The sequence below is a fragment of the Mycobacterium gordonae genome, from assembly GCF_001417955.2.
GTDB classification, from domain to species: Bacteria; Actinomycetota; Actinomycetes; order Mycobacteriales; family Mycobacteriaceae; genus Mycobacterium; species Mycobacterium gordonae_B.
This window is the reverse complement of record NZ_LKTM01000310.1, coordinates 99,354-125,945: the sequence shown is the minus strand read 5'-3', so window position 1 is coordinate 125,945 and position 26,592 is coordinate 99,354. Positions and strand designations below refer to the sequence as shown.

Annotated in this window: 25 protein-coding genes and 1 pseudogene; 14 read left to right on the top strand and 12 right to left on the bottom strand. The window is 65.3% G+C overall.

Annotated elements, in window-relative coordinates:
- Window positions 1-326 precede the first annotated feature (326 nt).
- Genes AO501_RS20870 through AO501_RS20845 form a run of 6 tightly spaced genes read right to left on the bottom strand, consistent with a single transcriptional unit; the run spans window position 327 to window position 6,689 of the window.
- A complete protein-coding gene (locus AO501_RS20870; protein ID WP_055579507.1) occupies window positions 327-1,778 on the bottom strand; it encodes a class I adenylate-forming enzyme family protein in 1,452 nt (483 codons plus the stop codon).
- Window positions 1,775-2,575, bottom strand: coding sequence for an enoyl-CoA hydratase/isomerase family protein (locus tag AO501_RS20865; protein WP_055579506.1), 801 nt, complete (start codon window positions 2,573-2,575; stop codon window positions 1,775-1,777). The genes AO501_RS20870 and AO501_RS20865 overlap by 4 nt, the downstream gene beginning before the upstream one ends.
- Complete coding sequence (locus AO501_RS20860; RefSeq protein WP_055579505.1) at window positions 2,572-3,387, bottom strand: enoyl-CoA hydratase/isomerase family protein; 816 nt, start codon at window positions 3,385-3,387, stop codon at window positions 2,572-2,574. The genes AO501_RS20865 and AO501_RS20860 overlap by 4 nt, the downstream gene beginning before the upstream one ends.
- The gene (locus tag AO501_RS20855; RefSeq protein ID WP_055579504.1) at window positions 3,384-4,631 is read right to left on the bottom strand and encodes an acyl-CoA dehydrogenase family protein; all 1,248 of its coding nucleotides are present in this window, start codon (window positions 4,629-4,631) and stop codon (window positions 3,384-3,386) included. The genes AO501_RS20860 and AO501_RS20855 overlap by 4 nt, the downstream gene beginning before the upstream one ends.
- A complete protein-coding gene (locus AO501_RS20850; protein ID WP_055579503.1) occupies window positions 4,628-5,434 on the bottom strand; it encodes an enoyl-CoA hydratase/isomerase family protein in 807 nt (268 codons plus the stop codon). Before AO501_RS20850 ends, AO501_RS20855 begins: the two co-directional genes overlap by 4 nt.
- A 4-nt stretch (window positions 5,435-5,438) precedes the next feature.
- The gene (locus tag AO501_RS20845) at window positions 5,439-6,689 is read right to left on the bottom strand and encodes a hypothetical protein (protein WP_055579502.1); all 1,251 of its coding nucleotides are present in this window, start codon (window positions 6,687-6,689) and stop codon (window positions 5,439-5,441) included.
- Window positions 6,690-6,742: 53 nt separating this feature from the next.
- Here AO501_RS20845 and AO501_RS20840 point away from each other — a divergent pair, with 53 nt between their 5' ends.
- On the top strand, window positions 6,743-7,564 hold the full coding sequence (locus AO501_RS20840) for an enoyl-CoA hydratase/isomerase family protein (protein ID WP_231752560.1): 822 nt from the start codon (window positions 6,743-6,745) through the stop codon (window positions 7,562-7,564).
- 3 nt (window positions 7,565-7,567) lie between these two features.
- On the opposite strand, the gene AO501_RS20835 is transcribed toward AO501_RS20840, so the two are convergent.
- A complete protein-coding gene (locus AO501_RS20835; protein ID WP_055579500.1) occupies window positions 7,568-8,434 on the bottom strand; it encodes an SDR family NAD(P)-dependent oxidoreductase in 867 nt (288 codons plus the stop codon).
- A 56-nt stretch (window positions 8,435-8,490) separates the two neighbouring features.
- Here AO501_RS20835 and AO501_RS20830 point away from each other — a divergent pair, with 56 nt between their 5' ends.
- Window positions 8,491-10,074, top strand: coding sequence for a class I adenylate-forming enzyme family protein (locus AO501_RS20830; protein WP_055579499.1), 1,584 nt, complete (start codon window positions 8,491-8,493; stop codon window positions 10,072-10,074).
- On the opposite strand, the gene AO501_RS20825 is transcribed toward AO501_RS20830, so the two are convergent.
- Both AO501_RS20825 and AO501_RS20820 read right to left on the bottom strand, forming a co-directional pair.
- The gene (locus AO501_RS20825; protein ID WP_055579498.1) at window positions 10,046-10,453 is read right to left on the bottom strand and encodes a Zn-ribbon domain-containing OB-fold protein; all 408 of its coding nucleotides are present in this window, start codon (window positions 10,451-10,453) and stop codon (window positions 10,046-10,048) included. The genes AO501_RS20830 and AO501_RS20825 overlap by 29 nt on opposite strands.
- Window positions 10,453-11,598, bottom strand: coding sequence for an acetyl-CoA acetyltransferase (locus tag AO501_RS20820; protein ID WP_055579497.1), 1,146 nt, complete (start codon window positions 11,596-11,598; stop codon window positions 10,453-10,455). Before AO501_RS20820 ends, AO501_RS20825 begins: the two co-directional genes overlap by 1 nt.
- 76 nt (window positions 11,599-11,674) lie before the next feature.
- On the opposite strand from AO501_RS20820, the gene AO501_RS20815 reads away from it, so the two are divergent.
- The 4 genes and pseudogenes from AO501_RS20815 to AO501_RS20800 all read left to right on the top strand — a co-directional run bounded on the left by AO501_RS20815 (window position 11,675) and on the right by AO501_RS20800 (window position 15,517).
- Window positions 11,675-12,451, top strand: coding sequence for an HpcH/HpaI aldolase family protein (locus tag AO501_RS20815; protein WP_063892903.1), 777 nt, complete (start codon window positions 11,675-11,677; stop codon window positions 12,449-12,451).
- Window positions 12,452-12,484: 33 nt separating this feature from the next.
- The gene (locus AO501_RS20810; protein ID WP_055579496.1) at window positions 12,485-13,603 is read left to right on the top strand and encodes a TauD/TfdA family dioxygenase; all 1,119 of its coding nucleotides are present in this window, start codon (window positions 12,485-12,487) and stop codon (window positions 13,601-13,603) included.
- Window positions 13,600-14,697 carry an NAD(P)-dependent oxidoreductase gene (locus AO501_RS20805; protein WP_055579495.1) on the top strand — a complete coding sequence of 366 codons (1,098 nt, stop codon included), beginning with the start codon at window positions 13,600-13,602 and terminating at the stop codon, window positions 14,695-14,697. Before AO501_RS20810 ends, AO501_RS20805 begins: the two co-directional genes overlap by 4 nt.
- A pseudogene (locus AO501_RS20800) lies at window positions 14,694-15,517 on the top strand (enoyl-CoA hydratase/isomerase family protein). Before AO501_RS20805 ends, AO501_RS20800 begins: the two are co-directional and overlap by 4 nt.
- 18 nt (window positions 15,518-15,535) lie before the next feature.
- On the opposite strand, the gene AO501_RS20795 reads toward AO501_RS20800, so the two are convergent.
- Window positions 15,536-16,723, bottom strand: a complete 1,188-nt coding sequence (locus tag AO501_RS20795; protein WP_055579494.1) for an amidohydrolase family protein — start codon at window positions 16,721-16,723, stop codon at window positions 15,536-15,538.
- Between the two features lie 193 nt (window positions 16,724-16,916).
- Between AO501_RS20795 and AO501_RS20790 the strand changes: the two genes are divergently transcribed.
- Window positions 16,917-17,705 carry a TetR/AcrR family transcriptional regulator gene (locus tag AO501_RS20790; protein ID WP_055579493.1) on the top strand — a complete coding sequence of 263 codons (789 nt, stop codon included), beginning with the start codon at window positions 16,917-16,919 and terminating at the stop codon, window positions 17,703-17,705.
- Here the strand turns inward: AO501_RS20790 and AO501_RS20785 are convergent.
- Complete coding sequence (locus AO501_RS20785; RefSeq protein ID WP_055579492.1) at window positions 17,694-18,866, bottom strand: acyl-CoA dehydrogenase family protein; 1,173 nt, start codon at window positions 18,864-18,866, stop codon at window positions 17,694-17,696. The genes AO501_RS20790 and AO501_RS20785 overlap by 12 nt on opposite strands.
- Window positions 18,867-18,969: 103 nt before the next feature.
- Between AO501_RS20785 and AO501_RS20780 the strand changes: the two genes are divergently transcribed.
- The 7 genes from AO501_RS20780 to AO501_RS20750 all read left to right on the top strand — a co-directional run bounded on the left by AO501_RS20780 (window position 18,970) and on the right by AO501_RS20750 (window position 24,987).
- Window positions 18,970-19,989 (top strand): acyl-CoA dehydrogenase family protein, encoded by a 1,020-nt coding sequence (locus tag AO501_RS20780; RefSeq protein WP_055579600.1) that lies wholly within the window; start codon window positions 18,970-18,972, stop codon window positions 19,987-19,989.
- Between the two features lie 83 nt (window positions 19,990-20,072).
- Window positions 20,073-21,158, top strand: a complete 1,086-nt coding sequence (locus AO501_RS20775; protein ID WP_055579491.1) for a dihydrodipicolinate reductase — start codon at window positions 20,073-20,075, stop codon at window positions 21,156-21,158.
- 35 nt (window positions 21,159-21,193) lie between these two features.
- Window positions 21,194-21,793, top strand: coding sequence for a nitroreductase family protein (locus AO501_RS20770; protein WP_055579599.1), 600 nt, complete (start codon window positions 21,194-21,196; stop codon window positions 21,791-21,793).
- 261 nt (window positions 21,794-22,054) lie between these two features.
- Complete coding sequence (locus AO501_RS20765) at window positions 22,055-23,332, top strand: bifunctional 3,4-dihydroxy-2-butanone-4-phosphate synthase/GTP cyclohydrolase II (protein WP_055579490.1); 1,278 nt, start codon at window positions 22,055-22,057, stop codon at window positions 23,330-23,332.
- Between the two features lie 52 nt (window positions 23,333-23,384).
- Complete coding sequence (ribH, locus tag AO501_RS20760; protein ID WP_055579489.1) at window positions 23,385-23,867, top strand: 6,7-dimethyl-8-ribityllumazine synthase; 483 nt, start codon at window positions 23,385-23,387, stop codon at window positions 23,865-23,867.
- Entirely contained in the window at window positions 23,861-24,331 is a 471-nt protein-coding gene (locus tag AO501_RS20755; RefSeq protein ID WP_156452714.1) for a PH domain-containing protein, read from the top strand. The genes ribH and AO501_RS20755 overlap by 7 nt, the downstream gene beginning before the upstream one ends.
- Window positions 24,331-24,987, top strand: coding sequence for a hypothetical protein (locus AO501_RS20750; RefSeq protein ID WP_231752559.1), 657 nt, complete (start codon window positions 24,331-24,333; stop codon window positions 24,985-24,987). Before AO501_RS20755 ends, AO501_RS20750 begins: the two co-directional genes overlap by 1 nt.
- Here AO501_RS20750 and AO501_RS40300 read toward each other — a convergent pair.
- The gene (locus tag AO501_RS40300; protein WP_063892906.1) at window positions 24,984-26,468 is read right to left on the bottom strand and encodes a PecA family PE domain-processing aspartic protease; all 1,485 of its coding nucleotides are present in this window, start codon (window positions 26,466-26,468) and stop codon (window positions 24,984-24,986) included. The genes AO501_RS20750 and AO501_RS40300 overlap by 4 nt on opposite strands.
- Window positions 26,469-26,592: the final 124 nt, after the last annotated feature.

Genomic DNA, 26,592 nt, shown 5'->3' with positions numbered 1-26,592 from the left:
GGTGCGACCGCAGCCGACGAGATGTGCCTATGACGCAGCGACTTTCGGTTGCGTTACCGGTTGCTCCCGCACGGCGGCGTTCATCCCGATGTCAGAAGGTGCCTATGTTGGACAACATCCAGTAGAAAAATGCGACGAGTGCACACATGACTACCCATGTGACCAGCATCCGGATGAGTTCTGCGATCACAGTTGACGCTCCCGTCGCCGGAATCCCGCCTCGGTGGAAATCAATATTTCCGTAAAATGATAGCAGCACTATCGATCAACGAGAATATTGCTTCTATCTTTGACGGGTGAGAACTGCGTCATTCACATTCGGTGGTTCACGCGCCCGCCAGTGCAGCCAGTTCTCGCTTGACCACCTTGCCGACCTCGTTGCGGGGCAACTTCTCGACGAACACGACTCGAGCGGGCACGCGGTACGGCGTCAGGTGCTCGCGGCACCATGCGATCAAGACTTGCTCGGACAATCCGTCGTCATCGCTTGCGACGAAAGCCCAGGGGACTTCGCCGAGGCGCTCGTCGGGGATTCCCACGACCGCGGCTTCGCGGACACCCTCAGCGCTGAGCAACACGTCCTCGACGGTCCCCGGAAAAACCTTGAGCCCTCCGCGATTGATCATGTCCGAAACCCGGCCATCGAGCCACAGAAACCCGTCGTCGTCGAACCAGCCCAGGTCACCGGTGTGGAACCAGCCGTTGTCGGTGAGCCGGTCCAGGAAGGCCGGGTCGATCTTGCGGGCCGCCGTCGTGGGCGTGCGCACCATCACCTCGTCGTCGACAATCGTCACGTCGATGCCGGGCAGCGGACGTCCAACGGAACCGAGTTTGGTCTCGCCCCATTCGCGAGCGTCGGCGGCCGACCAGCCGACCACCTCGCCGCCGAGCTCGGTCTGGCCGTATGAGTTCAAGACGATCACCGCGAACCTGTCCCGGAACCGGCCCGCGTGAACGGGTGACAGGGGAGCGGTGATCGACCGAACGATCTTCAGCGGCGACAGGTCGGTCACGGTTTCGTCGTGCAGGATCATCGTCAGCGCAGCGGGCGGCAACACGGTGGAGCGCAACTGGTGCCTTTTGACCAGTTCCGCGAAATCCGCGGGCGCGAACCGCTCCATCAGCACCACGCCCGAGCCGGCACGGAAAGCGAACAGCACCTGGTAGATGCCGGCCCACAGCGACAATGACAGCGGCACCAGGTTCGGCATGGGCGGGCGGCCAACTTTGTCCGGGCCGGATTTCGCGCCCCGGAGCTTTTCCAGGAGTCGGTCGATCAGGTCGAGCACCGTGGAGTGGCGTAGCGGCACCGGCTTGGGGGGACCTGTGGTGCCAGACGTGAACTGCAGCAGCGCGACATCATCGCCGTAGGCGGGCGAGTTGGCCGGGCGGTCGGAAGGTGCGGCCGTCGCCCATCGCAGCGCCTCACCGGTGATCACCGGTAGGTCGAATGTCGAGAAGCGTTGTGCCAGTTGGGGAGTAGTGAGGACCGCAACGGGGTGCAGTGTCTGCAGTTGGGTCGCGATCTCACTATCGGGCGCCCGGGGGTTCAGCGGCGTGTAGACGCCGCCGGCGCGCCACGTGCCGAACAGCGCGGCGATGGTGGTGGCGTCGTTGGGCAGCATTGCCGCGACGACCTGCCCCTTCGCCAATCCGCTTGCGGCGAGCAAGGTGTCGAGTTGTGCGGCGCTGGCAGCCAGATCATCGCGCGGTACGTCGGCGCCTGGCATGTGGACCGCGATTACAGGCAGGCCTTCGAGCAGGTCGGCGAGCGTCATGAGTCCGCCTCCAACGGGGCCCATCGCGGAGTCCGCTTGTCCGCGAAGGCCAGCGGTCCCTCATTCTGGTCCGGATGCCCCCACATGGATGTCAGGTGCTTGGCGCCCGCACGGCAGGCATCAGTGAGGCCGTGTTCGAGCGCGCCCCACAGGGCCCGCTTGGTGGCGCGCATCGCGGCCGGCGAGTTCCTGGCGACCTTCTCCGCAAGTTCTTGGGCGACCTCGCGCAACTTCTCGGGCGGGTCGACGACCTGACTGATCATGCCGAGCTGGTATGCGCGCTGAGCGGAGAGCCGTTCGTGGCTGCCCACCAACGCCATTCGCAGGACCGCCTCGGCCGGCATCTTGCGCATCAGTGCGATCGTCTCCAAGGCGCTGACCTGACCGATCGACACGTGTGGATCGACGAAGCTCGCGTTCGACGACGCGATGACGATGTCGGCGTCGGCCACCCAGTGCAATCCGCCGCCGGCGCACACCCCGTTGACCGCGGTGATGACGGGTTTCTCGACATTGCAGTGCCACGCCGTCAACTTGAGGTCCAACGTCCGCATGGTCTCCTGGAACTGCAGCACGGCCTCACCGTCGAGCTCAGCGACGTCGGCGCCCACCTGGAAGGCGCGCCCGTTGCCGGTGTGCACAATGACCCGCACCTGCGGATCGGCGTTCAATTCCGCCCAGGCTCTGGGGAATTCGGCGCGCATCACGGCGTCGTAAGCGTTCAGCCGGTCCGGCCGGTTATTGATGATCCAGCCCACCGGTCCGCGTCGCTCGACGACCAGTCTCTGATAGGTCATAAAACCTCCACCGTGTCGGACAGCGGTTGCCACTTCGGTGGCCGCTTCTCTTGCCACGCCCGGGCACCTTCGCCGTGATCCGGGTGATTACGCAGTCGCCAGATCTCGTCCGCGGCCTCGTTGCGGGCCTGCGTCATGCCGACCTCCAGAGAGTTCCACAGTGCCATCTTGGTGGCCCGCATCGCGGTCGGCGAATTCGTGGCGATCGCGGCGGCAAGCCGGCCGGCCGCCGCGCGGAGTTGGTCGGCCGGCACCACCTCGGACAGCATGCCCAGCTCATAGGCGCGCCGCGCCGAGATGCGTTCGCCCTTGCCACACAACGCCATCCGAGTGATCGCCTCCATCGGGGATTTGCGCGCCAGCGTGATCGCCTCGTAGGCGACAGCCTGGCCGGCCGATACGTGGGGGTCGAGGAACGTCGCCTCATCCGCAGCGATCACGATGTCGGCATCGGCCACCAGGTGTAGACCACCGCCCGCACACACCCCGTTCACGGCCGCGATCACCGGCTTCCACACACCGCAGTGCCAGGATGAGATCCTCAACTCGGCATCTCTGGTCCGGCGTGAATGCCGTCGCATCGTCTCTTTGTCCCGCGCCACCTGCAGCATGTCCATTCCGGTGCAGAATGCGTGGCCGTTGGCGGTGTTGACGATCACCCGGACATCGGGGTCGGCGTCAAGGTCGGCCCAGGCGGACTCGAGTTCGTCGAGCATCAGCGCGTCGAACGCGTTCCCGGCGTCCGGCCTGTTCAGGATCAGCCAGCCGATGCCGTCGGATTTCTCTACCACCAGGCGCTGGTACTTGCTCACGAGCGGGGAATGTCTTTCCAGGGCTTGCCTTTCCACGGGTCGGGTTCTTTGGGCAATCCGAGTACCCGTTCGCCGAGGATGTTCTTGTTGATGTCAGTGGTGCCGCCCTCGGTTCCGTTGGCGAGGCTGCGCAGCATTCCACGGACGTCGCGCGGCGGCACGTCCGGGTCGTCGGCGGCCGGCCAGGCGACCGCGTCAATGCCCAGCAGGTCGACCATGAGGTCCTGGATCTGCTGGTTCAGCGTGGCCTGGTGCACTTTGCCGATCGACGACGCCGCACCGGGGGACTGGCCTGCGGAAAGGGCTGCGCGGACACGGGCGTTCGTCCAGCCACGGATCTGCTCCTGTGACCACAGGCGCATGACCTTGTTGCGGACCACCGGGTCAGCCCATTTCCCCGTTTCTTGTGCGAGGGTGATCAGGCGCGCGGCGCCGGAGCCACCGAGCCGGCCCGTGCCGCCTGACCCGGAGCCCGAAACCATCTGGCGCTCGCTGGACAATGTCGATGCGCTGACGCGCCATCCGTCGTTGATCTCACCCACGCGGTGCTCATCGGGGATTCGTGCGTTGTCGATGAAGACCTCGTTGAACTCCGCTTCGCCGGTGATCTGGCGCAGCGGTCTCACCTCTACGCCTGGTTGATGCATCTCCAGCAGGAAATAACTGATGCCCTTATGTTTTGGCGCGTCGGGGTCGGTGCGCGCGAGCAGGATCGCGAAGTCGGCTTCGTCGGCCCAGGTGGTCCAAACCTTCTGGCCGGAGATCACCCAGCTGTCGCCGTCCCGGACGGCTCGCGTTGCGAGCGAGGCGAGATCCGAGCCCGCACCCGGTTCACTGAAGAGCTGACACCATTTCTCGTCGTTGCGCACGATCGGGGGCAGGAACCGCAAGCGCTGTGCTTCGGTGCCGTGGCTGAACAAGGCCGCGGCGGCATTATTGAGCCCCAACGGATTCAACCGGGACAGCCGCAGTGGACGCAGAACCCGATCGATCGCGCTGGCGACCTCGTTACCGAGACCGAGGCCGCCATACTCGGGTGCCCACGTCGGCACCACCAGGCCGGAGGCGGCGAAAACCGGATACCAACGCTGGTAATCCGCGTGGCTGCGCACCGCCCGCAAGGCGGCGGGACTCTTGGCCGCGGCGGTCCGCCAGGCTGCGGGAACCTCGGCCTCGATCCAGCGCTGCACCTCCGCGACTGCCTCGGCAGTGCTGGTCGAATTGGTGATCGACAGCGCCATCATCGACCCTGAAACTTCGCGTTGCGCTTGTCGCGGAAGGCCGCCAGGCCCTCTTTGAAGTCTTCGCTGCGGCTGGACAGCTCCAGAGCCAATGCCTCGTTCTGCAGATGGCGATCAAGATCGAGCCCATTGCCGGTCTGGAGCAGCCACTTGGTGAGTCCCAGGGACACCGTTGGTGCCTCGCCGAGCTGTGCGACGAGCTGCTCTGCGAGCAGACCCAAATCGTCAGGCGGACAGCTGCCGTGGATGATCCCCCAGTCGGCCGCGGTCGCACCGGTGATCTCCTGGCCCAGCATCAGTAGTTGTCTGGTACGAACCAGCCCGATAAGCCGGGGCAGCAACCATGTGGCGCCGCTGTCCGGCGTGAAGCCCCGGGCCATGAATGGCTCCCAGAACCGGGCGTCGTCGGCGGCGATGCAGAAGTCCGATGCCAGCGCAATGTGGAATCCGAGGCCCGCCGCCCAGCCGCGCACCACTGCGACGATGGGCACCTGGGTCTCCAGCATCAGCGGGATGAGCCGGTTGGCCTTGTTCGGCAGCCGACGCTGGGTGCTGCCCACCCTGGGCTTGCGCTCCGAGCGCGTGTTCTTGGCGATCAGGTCGGACCCGGCGCAGAAATCCGGCCCCTCGGCGTCGATCCTGATGACCCGTACCGCCTCGTCGGTGCCCGCAGCCGCAAGATGGCCGATCATCGCGTCGAGCATCTCGTCGTTGACCGCATTCCGGCGGTCGGCGCGGTCCAGGGTCAAACCCAGTACAGGCCCTTGCTGCTCGGCGCGAAGGCCCGGCACGCTGTGGTAACCCATGGCCTCAGCGCTCGGCGAACTGGACGGACACGGCGGAGAGCAGCTCGGTGAGGTTGCCGGCCGCACCGGGCGGATCGGGTAGCCGTACCGGACCCAGTTCGCGGCTGGGCAGCAAGATCGTGGCGCTCCCCGGCGCCGTGACCTCGCCGCGCTGGTTGGTCGCCGCCAATTCGAGATCGACCGCGGGGCGGTCATCGGAGGCAAGGTACTTGCGCACCACCTTTCCGGTGATGGTGTGCAGATCGCCGACGTAGTTGAAGAGCCGGAACTCGCAGTCCAGCTTCCACAGCCAGGCGTCGTCACCCATCCAGTTCGTACACAGGTGGACAAGCCACGTCTCGCGCATCCGCCCGTAGTCGAATGTAGTGGGATTGCCGGCATTTCGGGCCGCGTCCGGATCCCAGTGCACGCGTTGCTGCACATCCGGGACGCCGTGCTCGTCAGGCGTATAGAACCGGGGAATGCGTTGTCGGTTAAGCCATGCCAGCCGCAGGGGACGTACGCCGTACATTCCGGTCCCCATACCGACGTGCCAGCAGACCATGTCGGTGACCGTCAGTGGGCCTTTGGTCAGCGGGCCGACGTCGTCGCCCTCGTTGACGTCTTCCCACCACCGTGGTTCCGGCCCGCGCGGTGCCTCGCGTGCATACCTCTCGTCGATTTCCGCGATCTCTTCTGGCGTCCAGGATTTCGGCTCGACGGCCTCGTATTTCTTCCGGCCGCGCGCCTTGCTTCGCTCGGTGCGGATCATGTTGCGGTACTGGCCGCCCAGGATGACGCCTTCGTCGTCGCGAAATACCTGCGCGGACCATTCGTGGACGGCCCGGCCGGCGAATTCGCTGCTCTTGTCCAGCGCCGCAACCAGAGCGTTGCGCCGGAAGACCCGGTGATTCGCACGCAGCGGAGCCCACCATTCGCGCGACGACGAGGCGTAGAAGGCGTGGACACCGCGAAGCGGATCCCCCTTGGTCAACGCGCGGTCTTCGTCGGAGAGCGTGGTCACCTCGTCCTCGCCGATCAAGGTGTCACCGCCCACGAGCGCCGGCGGCGCGATCGGCTCGCCCCACACGGATTTCGCCGCGTACTCCGGATCTGCCCACAGCGGGTTGGCGTCGCCGTAGCTCTCCGCCACGTGCCGGAAACAGTCCTCGTTCGGACGAAAGTAGTGCGGCGGCTGGGTATGCGGAACGGCGATACCGATGGTGGCGCGCAACCGGGCCAGTCCCTCGTCGGTAATCTGGCCGGTCTCGGGCATGGAAATTAAGATACCCGAAAAGCGGAAACGTCGTTAACGTAGGGATGGGGCACATGACTGTAGAAGAGTCGGGGATTGTGACAGCCGTCGGTGACGACGCGGTCCTGCGAATCACGATTGATCGTCCAGATGTCGGAAATTCGTTGTCGCCGTTGGCTCGTGACGCCCTCACCGACGCTTTCACCCGGGCGAACGATGATCCGGCCGTGCGCGCGGTGCTGCTGGCTGCGGCGGGAGAGAGGCACTTCTGCGCGGGCGCCGGCCTGGCACCTCAGGCATCGGACCAGTCGGCGAAATCCGTGGCTGACCGGCGGCCCGGGGACATCGCCCGGATGTTGCAGCAGGGCTGGCAGCGTTTGGTCGCGTCGATACTCGACTGCGACAAACCAGTGGTCGCCGCGGTCAAGGGGGCCGCCGCGGGCGCCGGCGCGAGCATGGTGCTGGCATGCGACCTGGTCGTGATGTCCACGGAGGCAAGGCTTATCCATGCTTTTGTGCACCGCGGGATTCTGCCGGATTCGGGCGCCATCTTCCTGTTGACGCGGATTGTGGGACTACGCAAAGCCGCCGAACTGCTAATGCTCGGTGAGCCCGTCGATGCTTCGACGTGTGAGCGCCTCGGCATTGTCAACCGGGTGGTCGCACCCGGTGACACGGACGCCGCCGCGGGCGAGATGGCGGGACGTCTTGCAGCGGGCCCGACCGTGATGTTGGCGCTCACCAAGCGGTTGTTGTCAGTGTCGTCGGAGTCCGGCCGCGACCGCGCGTTCGAACAGGAGGCGTGGGCACAGGAAGTGGTGTCTCGAACCGCCGACCTGCAGGAGGGCCTGCGGTCATTCGCCGAGCGCCGCAAGCCCGACTTCCGTGGCCGCTGAGCGTCAAACCTTGGCCGGTCCGCCCCGGATGGTGAACGTGGAGCTGTCATCAATCCGATCGATCGCCTCGGCCACCGTCTCGGCCGTGAGGGCGCCGTCCTCGATGCCCTTGGTGACCCCGATGAACACCCGCGACACCTTCCCGCCGCCCACCGAGTAGATGTGTGCCGTGCGATCGCAGCTGGGGTGTGACAGGTAGACGACCACCGGTGTGACCAGTTCGGGGTTCATCGCCTTGCCCGCCTCGCCCATGATGTCCTCGGTCATCCGCGTCCGGGCGATCGGCGCGATGGCGTTGACCGCGATGCCATTGCGTTGCCCCTCGATGGCCAGGACGTGCATCATCCCGACCAGGCCCATCTTCGCGGCGCCGTAATTCGCTTGCCCGAAGTTCCCGAAAAGGCCTGTGCCCGAGGTGGTCTGGACGATGCGGCCATAGTTGCGCGCGCGCATGACCGGCCAGACCGCGCGGGTGACGTTGAACGTGCCGGCGAGGTGGACCCCGATCACCGCGTCGACCTGTTCGGCGGTCATGTTCTTGAAGGCGGCGTCGCGCAGGATCCCGGCGTTGTTGACCAAGATGTCCACCTGTCCGAAGGCGTCCATCGCCGCGGCCACGATCGCCGCGCCACCCTCGTCCGTGGCGACCGAGTCGCCGTTGGCTATCGCGGTGCCGCCGGCCGCGATGATCTCATCGACCACGCTCTGGGCCGCCGATGTCGAGGCGCCGGTACCGTCCACCGCGCTACCCAGGTCATTGACCACGACGCGTGCTCCGCGCCGGGCCAGCTCCAGCGCGTGGCAGCGGCCGAGTCCACCACCGGCACCGGTGACGATGGCTACCTGGTTGTCGAAAGTCATTGAGTGCATGCGTGAGAGGTTACATTTACTCTGAAAGAGAACGGACATTTGCATCGGAGGCGCTCATGGGTGGCCGTGTTGACCTGCTGGGACATGCGCCCCGGCGGGCCGCGGTGCGCAGGCCCCGGTACCGTGCCAGCGGATCGTGGTCGCCCGAACCGGTCGACGTCGTGCGTTCCGCGGCGGCGCGGCATCCGCGTCGGCTGGCCTTGAAGGACAGGACCGGCGAGTTGACCTATGCGGGCCTCGACGCCCGCGTCGACAGCGCTTGCCGCGCGATGGTCGAGGCCGGTGTGGCGGCGTCGGCCCCGATGCTCCTGGTGGTGGGCAACGATGTCGAGTCGGTGGTCGCGGTACATGCCGCCCTACGGTTGGACGCGGTGATCCTGCTGGTCCCGCGCAGTGCGGGCGCCAGCCAGGTGGCGGACATCCTCTCGCGCACGGCCGCCGCATACGGGGTGGCGCCGAACTGGCCGGTCAAGGCTGAACTTGCGGGCCGGTGCCGATGGATCGAGACGGACCGCGGGGCGGGTGACAGCGTCGTCGACAGGTGCCGTCGGCCGGCCGACGAGCCGTGCGTTGTGTTGTACACCTCGGGCACCACGTCGAAGCCGAAAGGCGTCGTGCACTCACTGAGCACGTTGATCAAATCGTCTGCCAATTACATCGCCGCGGCGGGCCTCACCGGACGGGACCGCGTCTTTCTCATCAGCCCGCTGGCATCGGTCACCGGGGTGCTGCAGGCCGTTTTCATCCCGCCCATGCTGGGCGTGCCGGTCATCCTCGAGGACCGCTGGGATCCCACGACGACGTGCGAACTGCTGGTCTCCTCGGGGGCTACCTGGTACGGGGGACCTGACCGCCTACTCGATCGGTTGCTCGACGAAGCCGTTGCCCGCGACGCGCAGATCCCCTTGCGGGCCGTATATCTCGGCGGCACCATGCTGGATCGGCGCATTGTGGAAAGGATCGAGAACCAATTCGGCATCGTCGTCATGCGCGCCTACGGATCTTCCGAAGTGCCGGTGAGCAGTTCGGGTCTGCGCGATGAAACCGCGCAGGTGCGCCACGCCGACGACGGGGTCCCTCTCGACGACGTGGAGGTGCGGATCGGTTCCAGCGGCGAGGTCTCCGAGTGCTGCATCCGCGGGCCGCACGCGTTCCTCGGCTACGCAGACCCCGCCGACGACACAGCGGCATTCGACGGAGACTGGTTCCGCACCGGTGATTTGGCGGACCTGACCGGCGGCCGAGTTCGTATCGTCGGCCGGATCAAGGAGATTGTCATCCGCAACGGGATGAAGATCCCCACCGCCGAGGTCGAAGAGGCTGCCGCGCGGATCGACCGGGTCCGGGAGTGCGCGGCATATTCGGTCGCCGACGCGACGACCGGGGAGCGGCTCGCGTTGGCCATGGTTGTGGACGGCGCGACCCCGATGTCGCTATCGGAAGTCGTCAACTCACTGGTCGCGGAGGGGCTGCCCAAGTACAAGCTGCCCGAAGAGTTGGTGTTCTGGGACGAGCCGCTGCCGGTCAACGCCAACGGCAAGGTCGAACGCAACTCGCTTGACGCGCGGTCCGCGGGCAGGCCGCGTGTCCTTGCCGATCGGCTGACGATCGCTACCGGGGCCGAAATACCGGGACAGTAAATCCGTCTGAATCCCGGCGGAAGGCGATCTGGAGATCGAGGTCCGCGCGCAATTCGTCGACAGGGCAGTCTTCGACAACCGTCATCAGCCTGGGGCCCTCGGCGAGGTCGACCATCGCCAACACGTAGGGCGTGCGCGCGTCGAAGGGTGCCGCGTTCTGGTGGATAACGCTCCATGTGTAGAGGCGCGCGCGCCCGCTCGCCTCGGTCAGAACGACGTCCTCGCTCCAGCAGTGTGGGCAGAATGGTCGGACATACAACGACTTTCGGTCGCATGCCGCGCATGCGTTGACGACCAGGCGCCCGTCCTGCACCGCTGTCCACCAGGATTCACTGTCACTGTCGACGGTGGGGCGGTCGGGGCCGGTCGGCATTTCCATCACTGCCTCGCCAGGATCATCGTCGCGCTGTGGGTGAAGAAGCCGCCCATCGCATGCACGCATGCCAGCCGGGCCTCGTCGACTTGTCTTGGCCCGCATTCGCCGCGGAGCTGTCGCACGGCCTCGACCATGAGGAACATGCCGCGCATGCCTGGGTGGCAGGAGGCCAGGCCGCCGCCGTCGGTGTTGGTCGGCAGAGCGCCACCCGGGCGCAACGCACCCGACGCGATGAACGGGCCGCCCTCGCCTTTGGCGCAGAACCCCAGATCCTCCACCGTCAGCAACACCGTGGAGGTGAAGGAGTCATAAAGCTGACACACGTCGATGTCACCAGGGCGGACGCCGGCCTGCGCGAAGGCGGCGGGGCCTGACCTCGCTGCCGCCGACGTCGTGAAATCCCCCCACTCGCTCATGCTCACGTGTGACGTCGCGTCGGTCGCCCCGAGAATCCAGATCGGCGTTTTGGCGCAGTCCCTGGCGACTCGTTCGCTAGCCAGCACAACCGCCCCACCACCATCGGTGCGCAGGCAGACGTGTTTGGTAGTGAACGGATCGGCGAGCATCGGTGCCGCCGCTACATCGGCGACGGTGATGCGATCGCGTTCAAACGCGTTGTCATTCAATGCCGCCCATTCGTGCGCGGCTACGGCGACCTCGGCGAGCTGCTCGACGGTGGTGCCGTGCTCGATCATGTGCCGTCGGGCGGCCATGGCGTACTTGGCAATGAGAGTCGCGCCGAACGGGGCTTCGTACTGCAGGGCGCCACCGGTGCCCATCGCCGCCGCCGAGGCGCGCACGCGGCGCTTCACGTCCGAGCGTGCAGTGGAACCGTATGTGAGCAGGGCGACGTCGATCTCGCCCACGCTGATGGCCGCTGCCGCGTGGCGTGCCATCACCTCCCAGGACGACCCGCCGACATTGGTCGCGTCCACCCACATCGGGCGCAGGCCCAGATACTCGCTGACTTCGACGGGAGGCAACAGCGATCCGTGTCCGCCGAAACCCTGGATGTCATCCTTGGTCAGTCCCGCGTCGGCGATCGCACGCCGTGCGGACTGCGCCATCAGCGCCATGGCGGTTTTGTCCGGCACTCGTCCGCAGTCCGAGAGGGCGGCACCCACGATGGCGACACGATTGGGCGGCATGATCAATGGTTATCACATGGAAAACATCATTAGCGAAGAGGTGGAACGCCGGTTCTCGTTCGGTTAACGTGGGCATGTGCAGGGATCGCTCCGGGACGCACTCAAGGGTGACGGCCTGGTGCTATGCCTGGCGCTGCTGAACTCTCGTACCCCGGATGTTCCGGCAATCGCGGCAGCCTGCGGTTACGACGCCGTATACGTCGATCTCGAACACACATCCGCGTCGCTGGAGACGGCGGCGATGCTGTGTGCCAGTGCAGTGGGCGCAGGCATCTCCGGACTCGTCCGGGTCGCCTCGCACGATCCCAGCGTCATCGCCCGCGTTCTCGACGGAGGCGCGGTAGGAATCATTGTGCCGCACGTTAATTCAGTAGAAGAAGCTCAAGCGGTGGTGGACGCGGCCCGGTTCCCGCCGAGCGGACACCGATCCATCGCCGGGCCTAACGCGGTGAGCGGCTATGGCGAGAGAACCGCCACCGAACTGGCCGGGCTGCTCGAGCGGCACACGGTCGTGGCGGTGATGGTCGAGACACCCGAAGCTGTCGAGGCTTGTGACTCCATTGCGGCGGTACGCGGAATCGACATGATCCTACTGGGTCCGAGTGATCTGACCGCCGAGATGGGCATCCACGGGCAGTATGAGAATGATCATTTCCACCGTGCAGTAGAATCGGTTGCGGCGGCTTGTCGTCAGCACGGCGTGGCGCTGGGAGTGGCGGGGATCAAGTCCCTTGACCTGCTGAATCGCTTCGTGGGCCTTGGTCTGCGATTCATCTCGGCAGGTACCGATGTCGGGATGATGACGGAGGCGGCCACCGCCCGGGCGCGCGCCCTGCGAGCGCTCGAGTCATAGCCGAAACCTGCGCCACGACAACGAGGAGCACCGATGCCCACCCCGATCTACACCGAACAGGTCACCGACCCGATGGCCTGGACCGGCGCCGACTTCTCGAGCAAAGAAGACTTCGCCTTCGACCTGTCGGCCCGCAATGTGGCTGCGCTGGAATCGATCCTGACGAAGACTGCGCGCAAGGACCGGGACGACATCACGCCGGAGGACGCTCGGCACCCCGATCTCGACGACGATCTCACACGGCTGTATTCCGACCTGATGTTCGGAAAGGGATTGGCGTGCGTTCGCGGCTTTCCGGTCGAACAGCACTCGATCGAGGATCTCGAACGCATCTACTGGGCATTCTGTACGCACCTGGGATACCTGGTGTCCAACAACTCCTTCGGACACCGAATGGTGCGAGTCCAGGAAGAGATCTTGCCGGGTGGGGTGCAACCCGCACGGGGCACCAAGTCACGCGCGGAGCTTGCCATGCACAACGACGCGGCCGATATCCTGTCGCTGCTGTGCGTGTACCCCGCAGCTCAGGGCGGGGAGAGCCAGTTCGCCAGCGGACCCGCGGCGCACAATCGGATACTGGCGGAGCGTCCGGACCTGCTGGAGGTGCTCTATCAAGGATTTCCGCACCACCGCCGAAGCGAGCAGCCCGACGACCAGCCGGACGTGACACCTTATGACGTGCCGGTCTTCTCTCAGGTCGACGGTCGGATCTGCATCAACTTCACCTACAGCAGCATCCTGCCGGCCATGCACACACTCGGACGGGAGTTCACTCCCGCGCAGGAGGAGGCCGTCGAACTGTTGCGCCGCATCCTCGTCGAGCAGCAGGTGGAATTCCGGCTGGAATCCGGAGAGGCGGCGGTTGCCAACAACTTCGCCATGTGCCACTCGCGCTCCGACTTCGTCAGCAGCAACGACCCCAAGAAGGCCCGCTGCTTCCTCCGAGCCTGGATGGAAGTGCCCCGAAAGGACCGGCGGCTGCCGATCGGTCGCGAATACTTCCACATGGAGAACAAGGATCTGCGGCTCGGCTACGACATCGTGGCCGGCCGCGACGGCGCCATCGCGCGCAACGACTACAAGAACGTGAACACTGAACTTGCCGACATGTTCAAGGCGGCGCAGGCGAAGCCCAGAGTCAGAAACACGTGAGCGCCCGTCCGCGTCTGGTCTACGAGCGCTGGACTGACCCTGTGGCCGGTCAGATCCTCACAGACTGTGACGTTGACGTGGTCCAACTCGACCTGAGCGCGGAGGCTGAAACCAGTTGGAGTTCACTGGAATCCGCCCACGGGTACCAGGTGGCCACCCGCACCGATGTGGCAGGATACGCCGACGGTGCGCAGTGGCTGGTGGGTCCGGGGTTGGTGCGGCGTTGCGAGAGCCTGCTGGCTGTGTGTTCGGCCGGAGCCGGATACGACGTGATCGACATGGAAGCGTGCACCCAGGCGGGCATCGCCGTCTGCAACAATTCCGGTCCAGGCGCCGAAGCTGTGGCCGAGCACGCTCTCGGCTTCATGCTCGACCTCGCCAAGAAGATCACGGCCGCCGACCGCGTACTGCGCGCCGGGCCGCTGGGTGATCGGTTGGCGCTGCGTGGAACTCAGCTCTTGGGGAGGACGCTGGGCATCATCGGGCTCGGCGCGATCGGGGGCCGCCTGGTCGAGTTGTGCGCACCGTTTGCCATGGATGTCCTGGTCTTTGATCCTTACCTCGACGTCACCGGCGCGCAGGCCCGTGGCGTGCAAGTCGTCACACTCGCCGAACTTGTCGAACGTTCGGATTTCGTCCAGGTGACGTGCCCGCTGACGAGTGAGACCGAGGGGCTCATCGGACGGGCGGAGTTCGCGGCGATGAAATCGAGCGCATTCTTCATCTCAACGGCACGCGGGCCCATCCACGACGAAGCTGCGTTGTTTGATGCCTTGAAGAACGGCGGCATCGCGGGCGCGGGGCTCGACGTGTTTCATGAGGAGCCCCCGCAGCAGGACAACGCGCTGCTTCAGCTCGAAAACGTTGTGGCGACTCCACACACCGCGGGTATCACGGTCGAAGCGGCGCGCGACCTCGCTGTTGCCACGGCCACACAATGGCAGAGGATATTCGCCGGTGGCGTACCACCGCGTTTGTTGAACCCGGAGGTGTGGCCGCGCTACCGCGCGAGGTTCACCGACATCTTCGGATTCCGGCCTGACGCCATAGACGCATCGGAGAAGGCTTCGCAGAAGGGCGGCGACACCAGGTGACGAACTACAACACGATCGAGGTCGAGGTCAGGGGTCATACGGCATGCGTGACCCTGAACCGTCCCGAGGTGCTGAACGCGATCAACGACGAGATGATCGCCGAACTCGCCGCTGCCTATGCGGAAATTGAACGGTCGCAGGATATCTGGACTGTCATCATCACAGGCGCCGGCCGTGCCTTGTGCGTCGGGGCGGATGTGAACAAGGCCGCCGACCATGACATGGAGAACGCCGCGGGCATCGACAACCAGGGCGAACCGATTTTGAGCTCGCTGCGACAGTGGGACGCGCCGCAGGAGGCCACCCCGCCGTGGCTGCAGATGACCAAGCCGATCATCTGCGCGGTCAACGGAATTGCGTGCGGTGCGGGAATGGACCTCGTCACCACAGCCGACATCACCATCGCCTCCGATCGTGCAACGTTGATGGACCCGCATGTCAGCATCGGTGTGACATCCGGTCGCGAGGGGTCAGGCTGGCCCGGATCCTGCCGCTGCCCGTCGCGATGCGGCTGATTCTGATGGGGAAACACGAGAAACTCGATGCACAGCGCGCCTACGACCTCGGGATCTTCACTGAGGTGGTCGGGCACAACCTGTTGATGGCACGAGCCTGGGAGATCGCCGAGATCGTGAATTCCAATGCACCGCTGGCGGTCCGGGGCTCGAGAATGGCGGTCCGCAAGGGACTCACATTACCGATCTACGAGGCGGAACTGCTGGCCGAAAACTACCGCATGAAGGTTGCACTGACCAAGGACGCCATCGAGGGGCCGCGGGCCTTTCTGGAGAAGCGCACCCCCGAGTGGAAAGCGCGATAACGCAACAGGTCCGGTGCGCTAGGCGAGTCCGAAGAACCGCTTCGCATTGGTAGACAACACCTTTCGCTTGGTCTCTTCATCCAGGCCCTCAGTGGCCTTGTTGGCGACCTCCAGGCTTCTCGGCCAGTTCGTGTCGTTGTGCGGGTAATCCGTCTCGAACATGAGTTGATCAGGCCCGACCAGATCGAGGATGCGGAACGCAACCGGGTCACCGAAGGTGGAGAAGTACACGCGCCCATGCACCTGGCTGCTGGGCGGTTCCGTCAGCAGGGGATGGATGCCGCCCCAGGCTCGACGATCTTCCCAGACCTCGTCAACACGCTGCAGGTAGTACGGGATCCAGCCCGCCTGCGCCTCGGCAAACGCGATCTTGAGGTTGGGAAATTGTATGAGCTTGGCGGAAAAGAGCCAGTCGACAAGGGCGATAGTGCAATTGACCGCCATCAGCGCGCTCGTGACGACGTGTGGGGAGTCAGGGGAGGACTTGGTGAGGGACGAACTCGACCCGATATGCAGCATGATGCCCACTTCATTGCGCTCACACGCGGCGAAGAACGGATCCCAGTAACCACTGTGGATGGACGGCAGATCGAGGCGCGAGGGCAACTCGGAGAAACAGACGGCGCGCATCCCTTTGGCGGCGAATCGATCCACCTCTCTAGCAGCGAGTTCCACGTCCCACAGTGGAATGATTCCCAGCGGGATCAGCCGGCCGTTGGAACTGCCGCCCCACTCGTCGATCTGGAAATCGTTGTAGGCCTCGACGCACAGCCTGGCGAGCTCTTTGTCCTTGCCGTAAAGGAATCGCTGGCCGCAGAAGCGCACGAGCGTGTTGGGGAAGCAGGCCGATGCCTCGATACCGGCAATGTCCATGTCTGCGAGACGATCTGCGGGCCGGTAACACCCGGGCCGCATCTCGTCGTAGGTGATCGGGTCGGTGGTGAGTTCGTCGAGGTCATATCCCGCGGCCGCGCTGATCAGCGGGATCGGGATGACCGCATCCTCGTAGTGCCAGATGTCCGCGTCCCGGCCCTCGTCGTCCTCGATGAACGCGACATCGGAGGTCACCGCCGGATTCATGCGGCCGCGGGTGCGCACGATTCGTGGCCCGACGTCCTGATATCGCGCCGGCAGCCTGCTGGTCCACAGATCGGCCGGCTCCACCAGGTGGTCGTCCGGCGAGACGATCAGGATGTCTGTGCTCAACGCTGGGCTCCTTCAAATGAGAATGACCGTTTCCACGGTACCGCACCCGCTGGCTCAGGCACGCTGGGCGCCCACCGACACCGACTGACGGCCTATCGGAATCGAGAACCAGCACCTGCAAAGACTGGCAAGCCGCATACACGTAAAGTCAGATCGCACTTTTGCGCAGCAGGGCGCGTATTCTTTCCGCATTATGCCTACGAAGAAGCCCGCCGGTTCCGACCCCGACACCGGCCTGGAATTGATTGATACGGATGTCGAGCTGCCCGGCTCATGGCAGCAGCGCACGATCGACCGCCGGCTCAGTACAGCAAGAGCGCGTGCTCTCGCCCGCAGTTCGCGGTTCCTGGCCACCGCGCTGGAGCTGGTCGAGGAGTCGGGTAAGGCCGACTTCACCATCCAGAAGTTGATTGACAGGTCGAATCTCAGTTTGAGGGCGTTCTATCAACACTTTGCCGGCAAAGAAGAACTCATGTTGGCGCTCTACGAGAACGTCACCAGTCAGTTCACCGAGGACATTCGGCACGAGGTGGCGGCGGCCGACGGTCCGATGGAGCAACTCGAGGCTTTCTGTCGCGGCGTGCTGTCTCGTGCGGAGTCCTCGGAAGCTGTCGGCGGCCGCGTGATGACGATCTACAACCTGAGCCTGGAGATCGAGCGCCCAGCCGACTTCGCCAAAGTGTGGGAGCCACACCTGAAGCTGCTGACGAAGATCATCACATCGTGTGCTCGCGCGGGACTGGTACGCACCGACCTCACGCCGGCGCAGCTCACCACCCTGCTCAACACCACGCTGACCGCACTTGCGCAGATCGGGGTATTCCACCTGGGGGGCAAGGGAACCAAGCTCACCGAGGATCAACTGTGGGCGTGGTGCAAACAGGCCGTCACACCGCCCGACACCGACACCAAGGCCAAACCCGCACGCAAGGCCGCGCCCCGCGCCACCCCGGCCCGACGGGTGAAGAAGCTAACGGGGTAGGCCGAGACCCCGCTGCGCGATGATGGTGCGCTGAACCTCGCTGGTGCCCGCGTAGATGGTGGTGCCCAACGAGAATCGCAGGGAGTGGTCGAACCGTCCGTTCTCGGGCGCGGTCGGCTCGAGATAGCTGCGTAAGCCGTCCGGTCCGACGAGTTCGACGATGTCCTGGCTGGCGCGTTCGAGCGCTTCGGTGCTGAACAGCTTGGACATCGGACCCTCGGCAACGGGCTCGTCGCCCTGCTCGAGCATCCACACGCACCGACGCTGCAGAAGGGTCGCGACCTCTGTTTCGATAGCGACGCGGGCGAGCCGGCGGCGAATGTCCTGATTGGTGATGGGATGTGAGCCGTCATCGCAGACAGCGGTAGCGGCCCAGTGCTCCGCATGTTGCAACAGACGGATGAGGTGTGGACCCCAGCCGGATGCATGTTCGTCGTGCAGGGACAGCCCCAGCACTTGCCAGCCACCGTCTATCTCCCCGATGCGCCACTCGTCGCCGACGCGGACATCGCTGTAAAACGTGATGTTGGTGCGCTCCCCGGACAGTGTCCATACTGCCTGTGCAGCAAAGCCTTCGGAGTTGCACGGCACCAGGAACATCGTCAGGCCCCGATGCTTCGGCTTGTCGGGACTGGTGCGTGCGAGCAGGAACACGTAGTCGGCGATATGCCCGTTGGTGGTGAACATCTTGGAGCCGTTGATCACCCAGCCGGCGTCTGCTCCCGTGCCGTCGCGCACGGCCCTCGTGGCGGCCGCGGCGACATCGGAACCGCATTCGGGTTCAGTGAAGCCGAGGGCGATCGTTATGTCACCGTTGAGCGCGCCGGCGAGGATGCGTTCCTGCAACACCGGAGTGCCGATCTTACGAATGATCGACGCGACCATCCTGGTTGTCTCGGAGAGGTACATCGGAGCGTCGAAGCGCATGAGTTCCTCGTTGAGCACCTGTTCGTCCCAGAGGCTGCGGTTTTGTCCGCCGTACTCGACGGGCCATGTCGGGGCGAAATATCCCTTCTCGACTAGCCCCTTCGCGAAGGCGTCGTCGTGTGCAACTCCACTGCGGTACAGGCGTTCCTCGAGGTCCGGCGTCAACACCTCTTGGAGGTGCGCACGAAGGCCGTCGCGAAACGCTACAGTCTCGCCGTCGAGCTGAAAATGCATGTGGCACGCCGTTCTGTCGTGGTTGGTGCCGCGCCGCGGTAAGCGGCAATGTTACTCTCAGAATTGAGAGTAACCATATCCGCACGTAAGGATGTTGACGGTCGTGGATCTGAGGCTTACGCGCGAGCAGCGGCAGTTGTCCGATTCGTTTGCCGCGTTGTTCGCGCGTGAGTCGACCTCGGAGCGCATTCGCGCTGCGGAGCCCACCGGCTTCGATGTGCGGTTGTGGAAGGCGCTGCTGGAAACGGGAGCGGTGGAGATGGCTGTCGCTGAAGCGTCCGGTGGCTGGGGCGCCTCGGAATTGGAACTCTGCTTGCTTGCCGAGCAATTCGGGCGTGCCGTCGGGTCCGCGCCCGTCATCGAAGCGCAGGTTGCCGCGCGGCTACTCGCAGAGTCGGGCGATGCCGGTACGGGACTGTTGGCGGCAGTCCTCGGCGGCGGCCTGCTGGTCACGTTCGCTCCGCGTGCCGCGCGCGGCGGTCGTCTGGAGATGGTGCCCTCCGGGGCCGTGGCGGACCACGTCATCGCCCTGGTGGACGGGCGACTGCTCGCTATTCCTGTCGGTTGTGACCGAACAGTGGTGGGCAACCTCGCCTCAATGCCGCTGGCGGACATCTCCATTGGGAAGGACTTCGTGGTTCTGGCTGACGAAGCGCAGGCACGCGACCTCTTCTCCGGTGCGCTGGACCTGTGGCTCACGCTGACCGCTGTCGCGTTAACGGGCGCGGCCACGAAGGCCGTGCAGATCGGTGTCGAGTACGCGAGACAGCGCCATGCGTTCGGCGCCCCGATCGGCACCTTTCAGGCGGTATCGCACCCTTTGGCAGACAGCGCCACCGCAGCCGACGGGGCGCGCCTGCTCGGGTTGAAGGCGGCGTGCGCGTTCATGGACGACCCGGAGCGCGTTCGCGAACTGGCGGCGATGGCTTTCGCATTCGCCTACGAAACGGCGCGCGACGCGACGCGACGCAGCCTGCACATCCATGGCGGGTATGGATTCGGCATGGAGTGTGACATCCAGTTGTATTACCGCCGCGTCCGCGGCTGGGGGATGGTTTTCGGCGACCCTGCCACCGCTCTGGATCGCGCAGCCGATGCGCGATATGGCCCCGCTGCCGGCTGACCCTGCTCGTCTGAATTCGGGAATGGTGTTGTCAATAGCGAGCCGAGGGGGTGTCGGTGACAAACGGTCAACCGAAGCCACGAGTGATTCTTTGGGGCCCGGGCCAGGTAGGTGTCGCGGCGTTACGCGCTGTCATTGCGCACCCGGGGCTCGAACTGGCCGGCGTGGTGGTACACGCAGAAGCCAAGGAGGGCAAGGACGCCGGCGAACTCTGCGGCATGCCTCTGACGGGAGTCATCGCTACCCGTGACATCGAAGTCGCGCTGTCGGGCGATGCCGACGTGGTGGCGTATTTCGCATCCGGTGACTATCGCTACCACGACGCGGCGCTGGATATCGCGCGCTGCCTGCGTGCAGGTAAAGACGTCGTGTGCACCTCATTGGTGCCCCTGTGTTATCCGCCGGCCGCCGACGCGGAGACCGTGGAGTTGCTGGAGAACGCGTGTGCCGAAGGCGGTACCAGCTTATTCAACAGCGGCGTCGATCCAGGGTGGGCGAACGACGTGATCGCGCTGACGATGACCGGCTTCAGCAGTGTGGTCGAGAGCATCACCATGCTCGAAATATTGGACTACGGCCCGATCAATCAACCCGACATCATGTTCGAGTTCATGGGTTTCGGGCATCCGCCGGATCATCCGGCCCCGCTGTTCGACCCGGATCGCCTGGCCGCACTGTGGTCTCCCGTCGTACATCTGGTCGCGGATGGCGTTGGTCTGCCCCTCGACGGGGTGCAGACGACGATCCATAAGTGGCTGGCCATGTCGCGATACCAGGTCGCTTCGGGATGGATCGAACCCGGAACCGTGGGCGGTATGCGGTTTAAGCTCGCCGGCACGGTCGACGGTGAAGAGCGGGTTGTACTGGAACACATCACGCGGATGGGTGAAGGATCCGCACCCGATTGGCCGCGGCACCCGTCGCCACACGGTGGCTACCGGGTCATCGTCGACGGATTGCCCACCTACACCGTCGATATCGAGATGCACGGCCGCGGCAACAACATGCGCGGTCTCACGTACGCGACCGTCATGCGCGAACTGAATGCCATCCCGGCGGTAATGGCCGCCCCACCCGGGCTGCTCTCCACCCTCGATCTGCCTCTGGTCACCGGACCCGCGCGTGGCGGCACATGGCGGGGCATGTTGCCTACGGCGGCCAGACCGTGAGTACAGAGTCGGCGCCGGCGGATCTTTGGGAGGTCATGCGCACGGCGTCGGCAGTGCGCCGCTACCGCGACAAGCCGGTGTCCGACGACGTCATCGACAGCTGCCTGCAAGCCGCCAGTTGGGCGCCGTCCGGCGGTAACCAGCAGCCATGGAAGTTCGTGGTGCTGAGATCGGACAGTGTCCGGGAGGTGGTGACCGCCGCCGCTCACAAGACATGGAACGTCATGACCGAGTTCTATCGGATCTCACTGCCTGAAGAGGCTGCTGACGACCCCAGATCACGCGTCCTGCGAACGATGGCCGAGCACATGGACACGGGGGGCGCGGCGCCCGTGCTTGTGCTGTTCTGCGTTCAGCCGCAACCAGGCGCCACCGAATTGCAGCAGGGGGGCTCGATCTTCCCCGCCGTGCAGAACTTTCTGCTGGCGGCGCGAGCGCAGGGTCTGGGGGCGGCCATCACCTTGTGGCATAAATTCTGCGAAGACGACCTGCGGTCAGCCATCGGAATACCCGATGACTGGCTGATTGCCGCGCTGCTGACGGTGGGCTGGCCCAAAGGTGGACACCACCGGGTGCGGCGTAAACCGCTGTCGGAAGTGGCAGTGACCGATCGGTGGGACCGGCCCAGGGGCTGACGGAACGGCGGAGTCGCCAGGAGCGTCGTGGCTAACGCCGAATTTCGTAAAATTGCATTTAAAAGCTTTTTAGCGAGAATTTCAGCAAATAATACTGTCCTGCAGGACGGGTATCAAGCCGCAAGCCGTCTGCCCAGGTCACGGGGTGCAGGTACGGCCAACCCGCATATAGTTGCTGACCGCTCAACCAGCACGGGCAATAACTGGCGGGCTGCGGTGGTTCATACTTGAGAGCAACAGCAGCCAGGTGAGGAATCGAAGATGACGAGGTTGGACTCCGTCGAACGGGCGGTTGCCGACATTGCGGCGGGCAAGGCCGTCGTCGTCATCGATGACGAGGAACGCGAGAACGAAGGCGATCTGATCTTCGCGGCCGAGAAGGCCACCCCCGAACTGGTCGCCTTCATGGTCCGCTACACGTCGGGCTATCTGTGCGTCCCACTGGATGGTGAGATCTGTGACCGGCTGGGCCTGCTGCCGATGTACGCGGTGAACCAGGACAAGCACGGCACGGCATATACGGTCACCGTCGACGCCAGGATCGGTGTGGGCACCGGGATTTCGGCATCGGACCGGGCCACCACGATGCGGTTGCTGGCCGACCCGGCCAGCATCGCCGCGGATTTCACCCGGCCCGGACACGTCGTTCCGCTGCGCGCCAAGGACGGCGGGGTGTTGCGCCGCCCCGGGCACACCGAGGCCGCGGTCGACCTGGCCCGCATGGCGGGATTGCAACCGGCGGGCGCCATCTGCGAGATCGTCAGCCAAAAAGACGAGGGCGCGATGGCCCAGACCGACGAGTTGCGCGTGTTCGCCGACGAACACGGGCTCGCGATGATCACCATCGCGGACCTGATCGAGTGGCGCCGCAAGCACGAGAAGCACATCGAGCGCATCGCCGAGGCCCGGATCCCGACCCGGCACGGAGAGTTCCGCGCGATCGGATACTCCAGCATCTATGAGGACGTCGAACACGTCGCGCTGGTCCGCGGCGACATCGTCGGGCCTATGGGTGAGGGTGATGACGTGCTGGTGCGCGTGCACTCGGAATGCCTCACCGGCGACGTTTTCGGGTCGCGTCGCTGCGACTGCGGGCCGCAGCTGGACGCCGCGATGGCCATGGTGGCCCGCGAGGGACGCGGTGTTGTGCTCTACATGCGCGGACACGAGGGCCGCGGAATCGGGCTCATGCACAAGCTTCAGGCCTATCAGTTGCAGGACGCCGGCGAAGACACCGTGGACGCCAATCTCAAGCTCGGATTGCCAGCCGATGCAAGGGATTACGGCATCGGCGCCCAGATACTCGTGGATCTCGGCGTCCGCTCGATGCGGTTGCTGACCAACAACCCGGCCAAACGGGTCGGCCTGGACGGCTATGGCTTGCACATCATCGAGAGGGTGCCGCTGCCGGTGCGCGCCAACGCGGAGAACATCCGCTACCTGATGACCAAGCGTGACAAGATGGGCCACGACCTGGCCGGGCTGGATGATTTCCACGAATCAGTCCATCTGCCAGGTGAATTCGGTGGGGCGCTATGAGCGGTGGCGCTGGCGACGATGCAGAGCGCAGCGATGAGAAGGAGCGGCGCGAATGAGCGGTGGCGCCGGCGTGCCGGAGATGCCGGTACTCGACGCGTCGGGTCTCAGGCTGGCGATCGTCGCCAGCACCTGGCACGACAAGATCTGCGACGCACTGCTGGCGGGTGCCCGCAAGGTGGCGACCGACTCCGGAATCGACACTCCGACGGTGGTCCGGGTACTCGGCGCGATCGAGATCCCGGTCGTCGCCCAGGAATTGGCCCGCAACCACGACGCCGTCGTTGCGCTCGGCGTGGTGATCCGCGGTGAGACACCGCACTTCGACTACGTGTGCGACGCGGTGACCCAGGGCCTGACCCGGGTTTCGCTGGACGCGTCGACCCCGGTCGCCAACGGGGTGCTGACCACCAATACCGAGGCGCAGGCGCTGGATCGCGCCGGCCTGCCGTCGTCCGCCGAAGACAAGGGCGCGCAGGCGGCCGCGGCGGCCCTGACCACCGCGTTGACCTTGCGCGACCTGCGCGCTCAATCGTGACGAAATCAGAATCCGGTGAGTGGGACCTGGTTTGCCGTGCACACCTGACCCCGAAGTTCGCGTATGCCGCGGCGGTGGTGCTCGTGGTGGCTCACATCGCGATCGGCCTGGTGCTCAAGATCGGCTCCAGCGGCGTCGTCTTCCAGACGGCCGATCAGGTGGCGATGGGCGTACTGGGGGTGGTTTTGGCCGGCCTGGCGCTGCTGTTCACCAGGCCCCGGTTACGCGTCGGCGCGTCCGGGCTCTCGGTACGTAATGTGTTCAGCGACAAGCTCATTCCGTGGGCCGACGTGGCAGGTGTGTCCTTTCCGGTAGGCAGCCGATGGGCCCGGGTCGACCTGCCCGACGACGAATACATCCCGATCATGGCGATTCAGGCGGTGGACAAGGAACGCGCCGTGCGCGCGATGGATGCCGTTCGCGAGCAGCAGGCCCGCTACCGCCCGGACCTGCACGCGCGCTGATGGCAGCTGGTCGGCGACGCCGGGCGGCGTTCATGCTCTGCCTCGCCGCCACGGTCTCGGCCGGCTGCACCTCGTCGGTGGACGGGCACGCGGTGCGAGCGAAAGGCCAATCAGCTCGCGCACCTTCCGTGCGCGAACTGCTGCTGGCGGATGGAGACGAAACGCCATGGGGACCGGCCCGGTCGGCTCCCCTCGGGGACGACTACTTCACCAGCGTCCGGCCGAAGGAATGCACGGCGGCGCTGCTCTTCCGGAGGTCGCCGCTGCGGCCATCTGATGCCAGTGACTACGCCGAGTCGGCCTACACCTTCGGCGATGCGAAGCGGTACGCCGAATCGATCAGCGTGTACGACTACGAACTGCGACCCTATGGGGTGGCCTGGAAGGCGTTCGGCGACGTCTCCGACTGCCGGGGTGATGCGGTGGGGTCAAGCCCACGCGGGGATTTCGAGCCGATGCAAGTCACCGAGTTCGGCTCACCGCAAGACGACATCATGACCTGGAGCATGGGTCGTCCGGACTGGACCTGCAGCTACGGCCTGATCGCGGAGACCAAGGCGGTTCTACTGATCACCGCGTGCGATGCCGCGCCAGGTTTCCCGATGGCCGAGTGGGCGCCAATTCGCAAGGCGCAGTTGAGCCGTCGCACCGCCTAGCGATTGTAGAAAATCGTTCCCGACGGCGTGCTGTACGAGAAATAGATCGGCATCAGTTCAAAGGGAGTGTTGCCGGTATTCATACTCAAGAACCCGACGCGCGGCGCGTCGGAGCCGGCGCCGACGGTCTGCTGATACAGCGGCACGCCGCCGTCGGTGTAGAACGTCAGGTGGGTTCCGGCCGGTACCAATCCGTCGACAGCTCCGGTCCCGAGGTAGAAGGGCAGGAGACCCGATAGGCCACCGGTATCGACGATCGCGCCGAACACGGGCAGGGGAATGCCTCCGTTGACGCTCACCAGCAGGTTGGTGATCGGAGCGCCGTTCGAGACGGCGAAGGCGGTGCCCGGGTTGGCGCCGAACTGAACGAGTCCCGCGGGCTCGTTGATCAGGATGCCCTGGCTCAATGTGCCCGGGAGTGCCTGTACCGGACCGGCAATGGGGGACCCGCCCAACTGGGTTGCTCCGATACCGAGCACTGGCACTCCCGCTGATGTCGGGAGAATGGTGGTCACGCCGTTGACCGTCTGCGCGACGGACGTGATCACCCCGATGTTGGTGGGCGCGGTGATGATCCCGTTTCCGAAATTCACCGTCGTCGCATAGGTGTCGTACGTTTCGGTGATCTGGTTGGCGAGGTCGCCGTAGGTGATGCTGTACCCCGAGTGAGTGACCGCGCCGAGGGACGCGAAGTTCACGTCTTGCGGCGGAACGATCAGGCCCACCGAACCGGTGTCGAGAACCACCTGCGAAATCGGACCGCCACCGATGGACACGTTCACATACGGTCGGTGCAGCTGGTGGTCCACTAGCACCGGAACCGCGGGTGCGCCGCCCGTGCCGCCGACGCTGAACGGACCGCCGATGCCGCCGGTGCCACCGTTCCCGTACAACCACCCTCCGGTGCCGCCGGCCCCACCGGGGGCGCCGAAGCCGCCCATGCCTCCGGTGCCGCCGGTGCCGAGTAGCCCGGCCGGACCGCCGGCGCCGCCGACGACTCCCACCGCGATGCTGTCACCGCCCCTGCCGCCGTTGCCGAAGAACAGGCCGCCGCCACCACCTGGCGTTCCGACGCCCTGCGCGTTCGTCGTCCCGCTGGCGCCATCTCCGATCAGCGGCCGCCCGAGCAGCAGGTTCGTGGGCAGGTTGACGACGTCGAGCAACCCCTGCTCGATACTCTGGGCCGACAGATCCGCAGCGGCCGCGGCCTCGGCGACCGCGTACTGGGTCGCGGCGGCGTTCAACGCGCGCGCCAATTCGGTCTGGAATGCGGCCGCCCGGGTGCTCAGTGCCTGGTACTCCTGGGCGTGTCCGGAGAACAGCCGGGCGATCGCGACGGATACCTCGTCGCCGGCTGCTGCCAGCACCTCGGTGGTGGACGTGGCAGCGGCCCGATTGGCCCTGAGAAGCAGCGATTCGATGCCGTCAACGTCGGCGGCTGCGCCAGCCAGCAATGCTGGCATGACAGCTAGAAACGACATCTGACCCACCACGAGTCCCCGTGCCTGCCCCCGTTGGCAACTTTCAAAATAATAAATTCATGCGCGCTTTGCTGGTGTTTGGCAGGTGTTCGCGACTGTTTCGTGAGGCGCTGCCCCGGGAGAG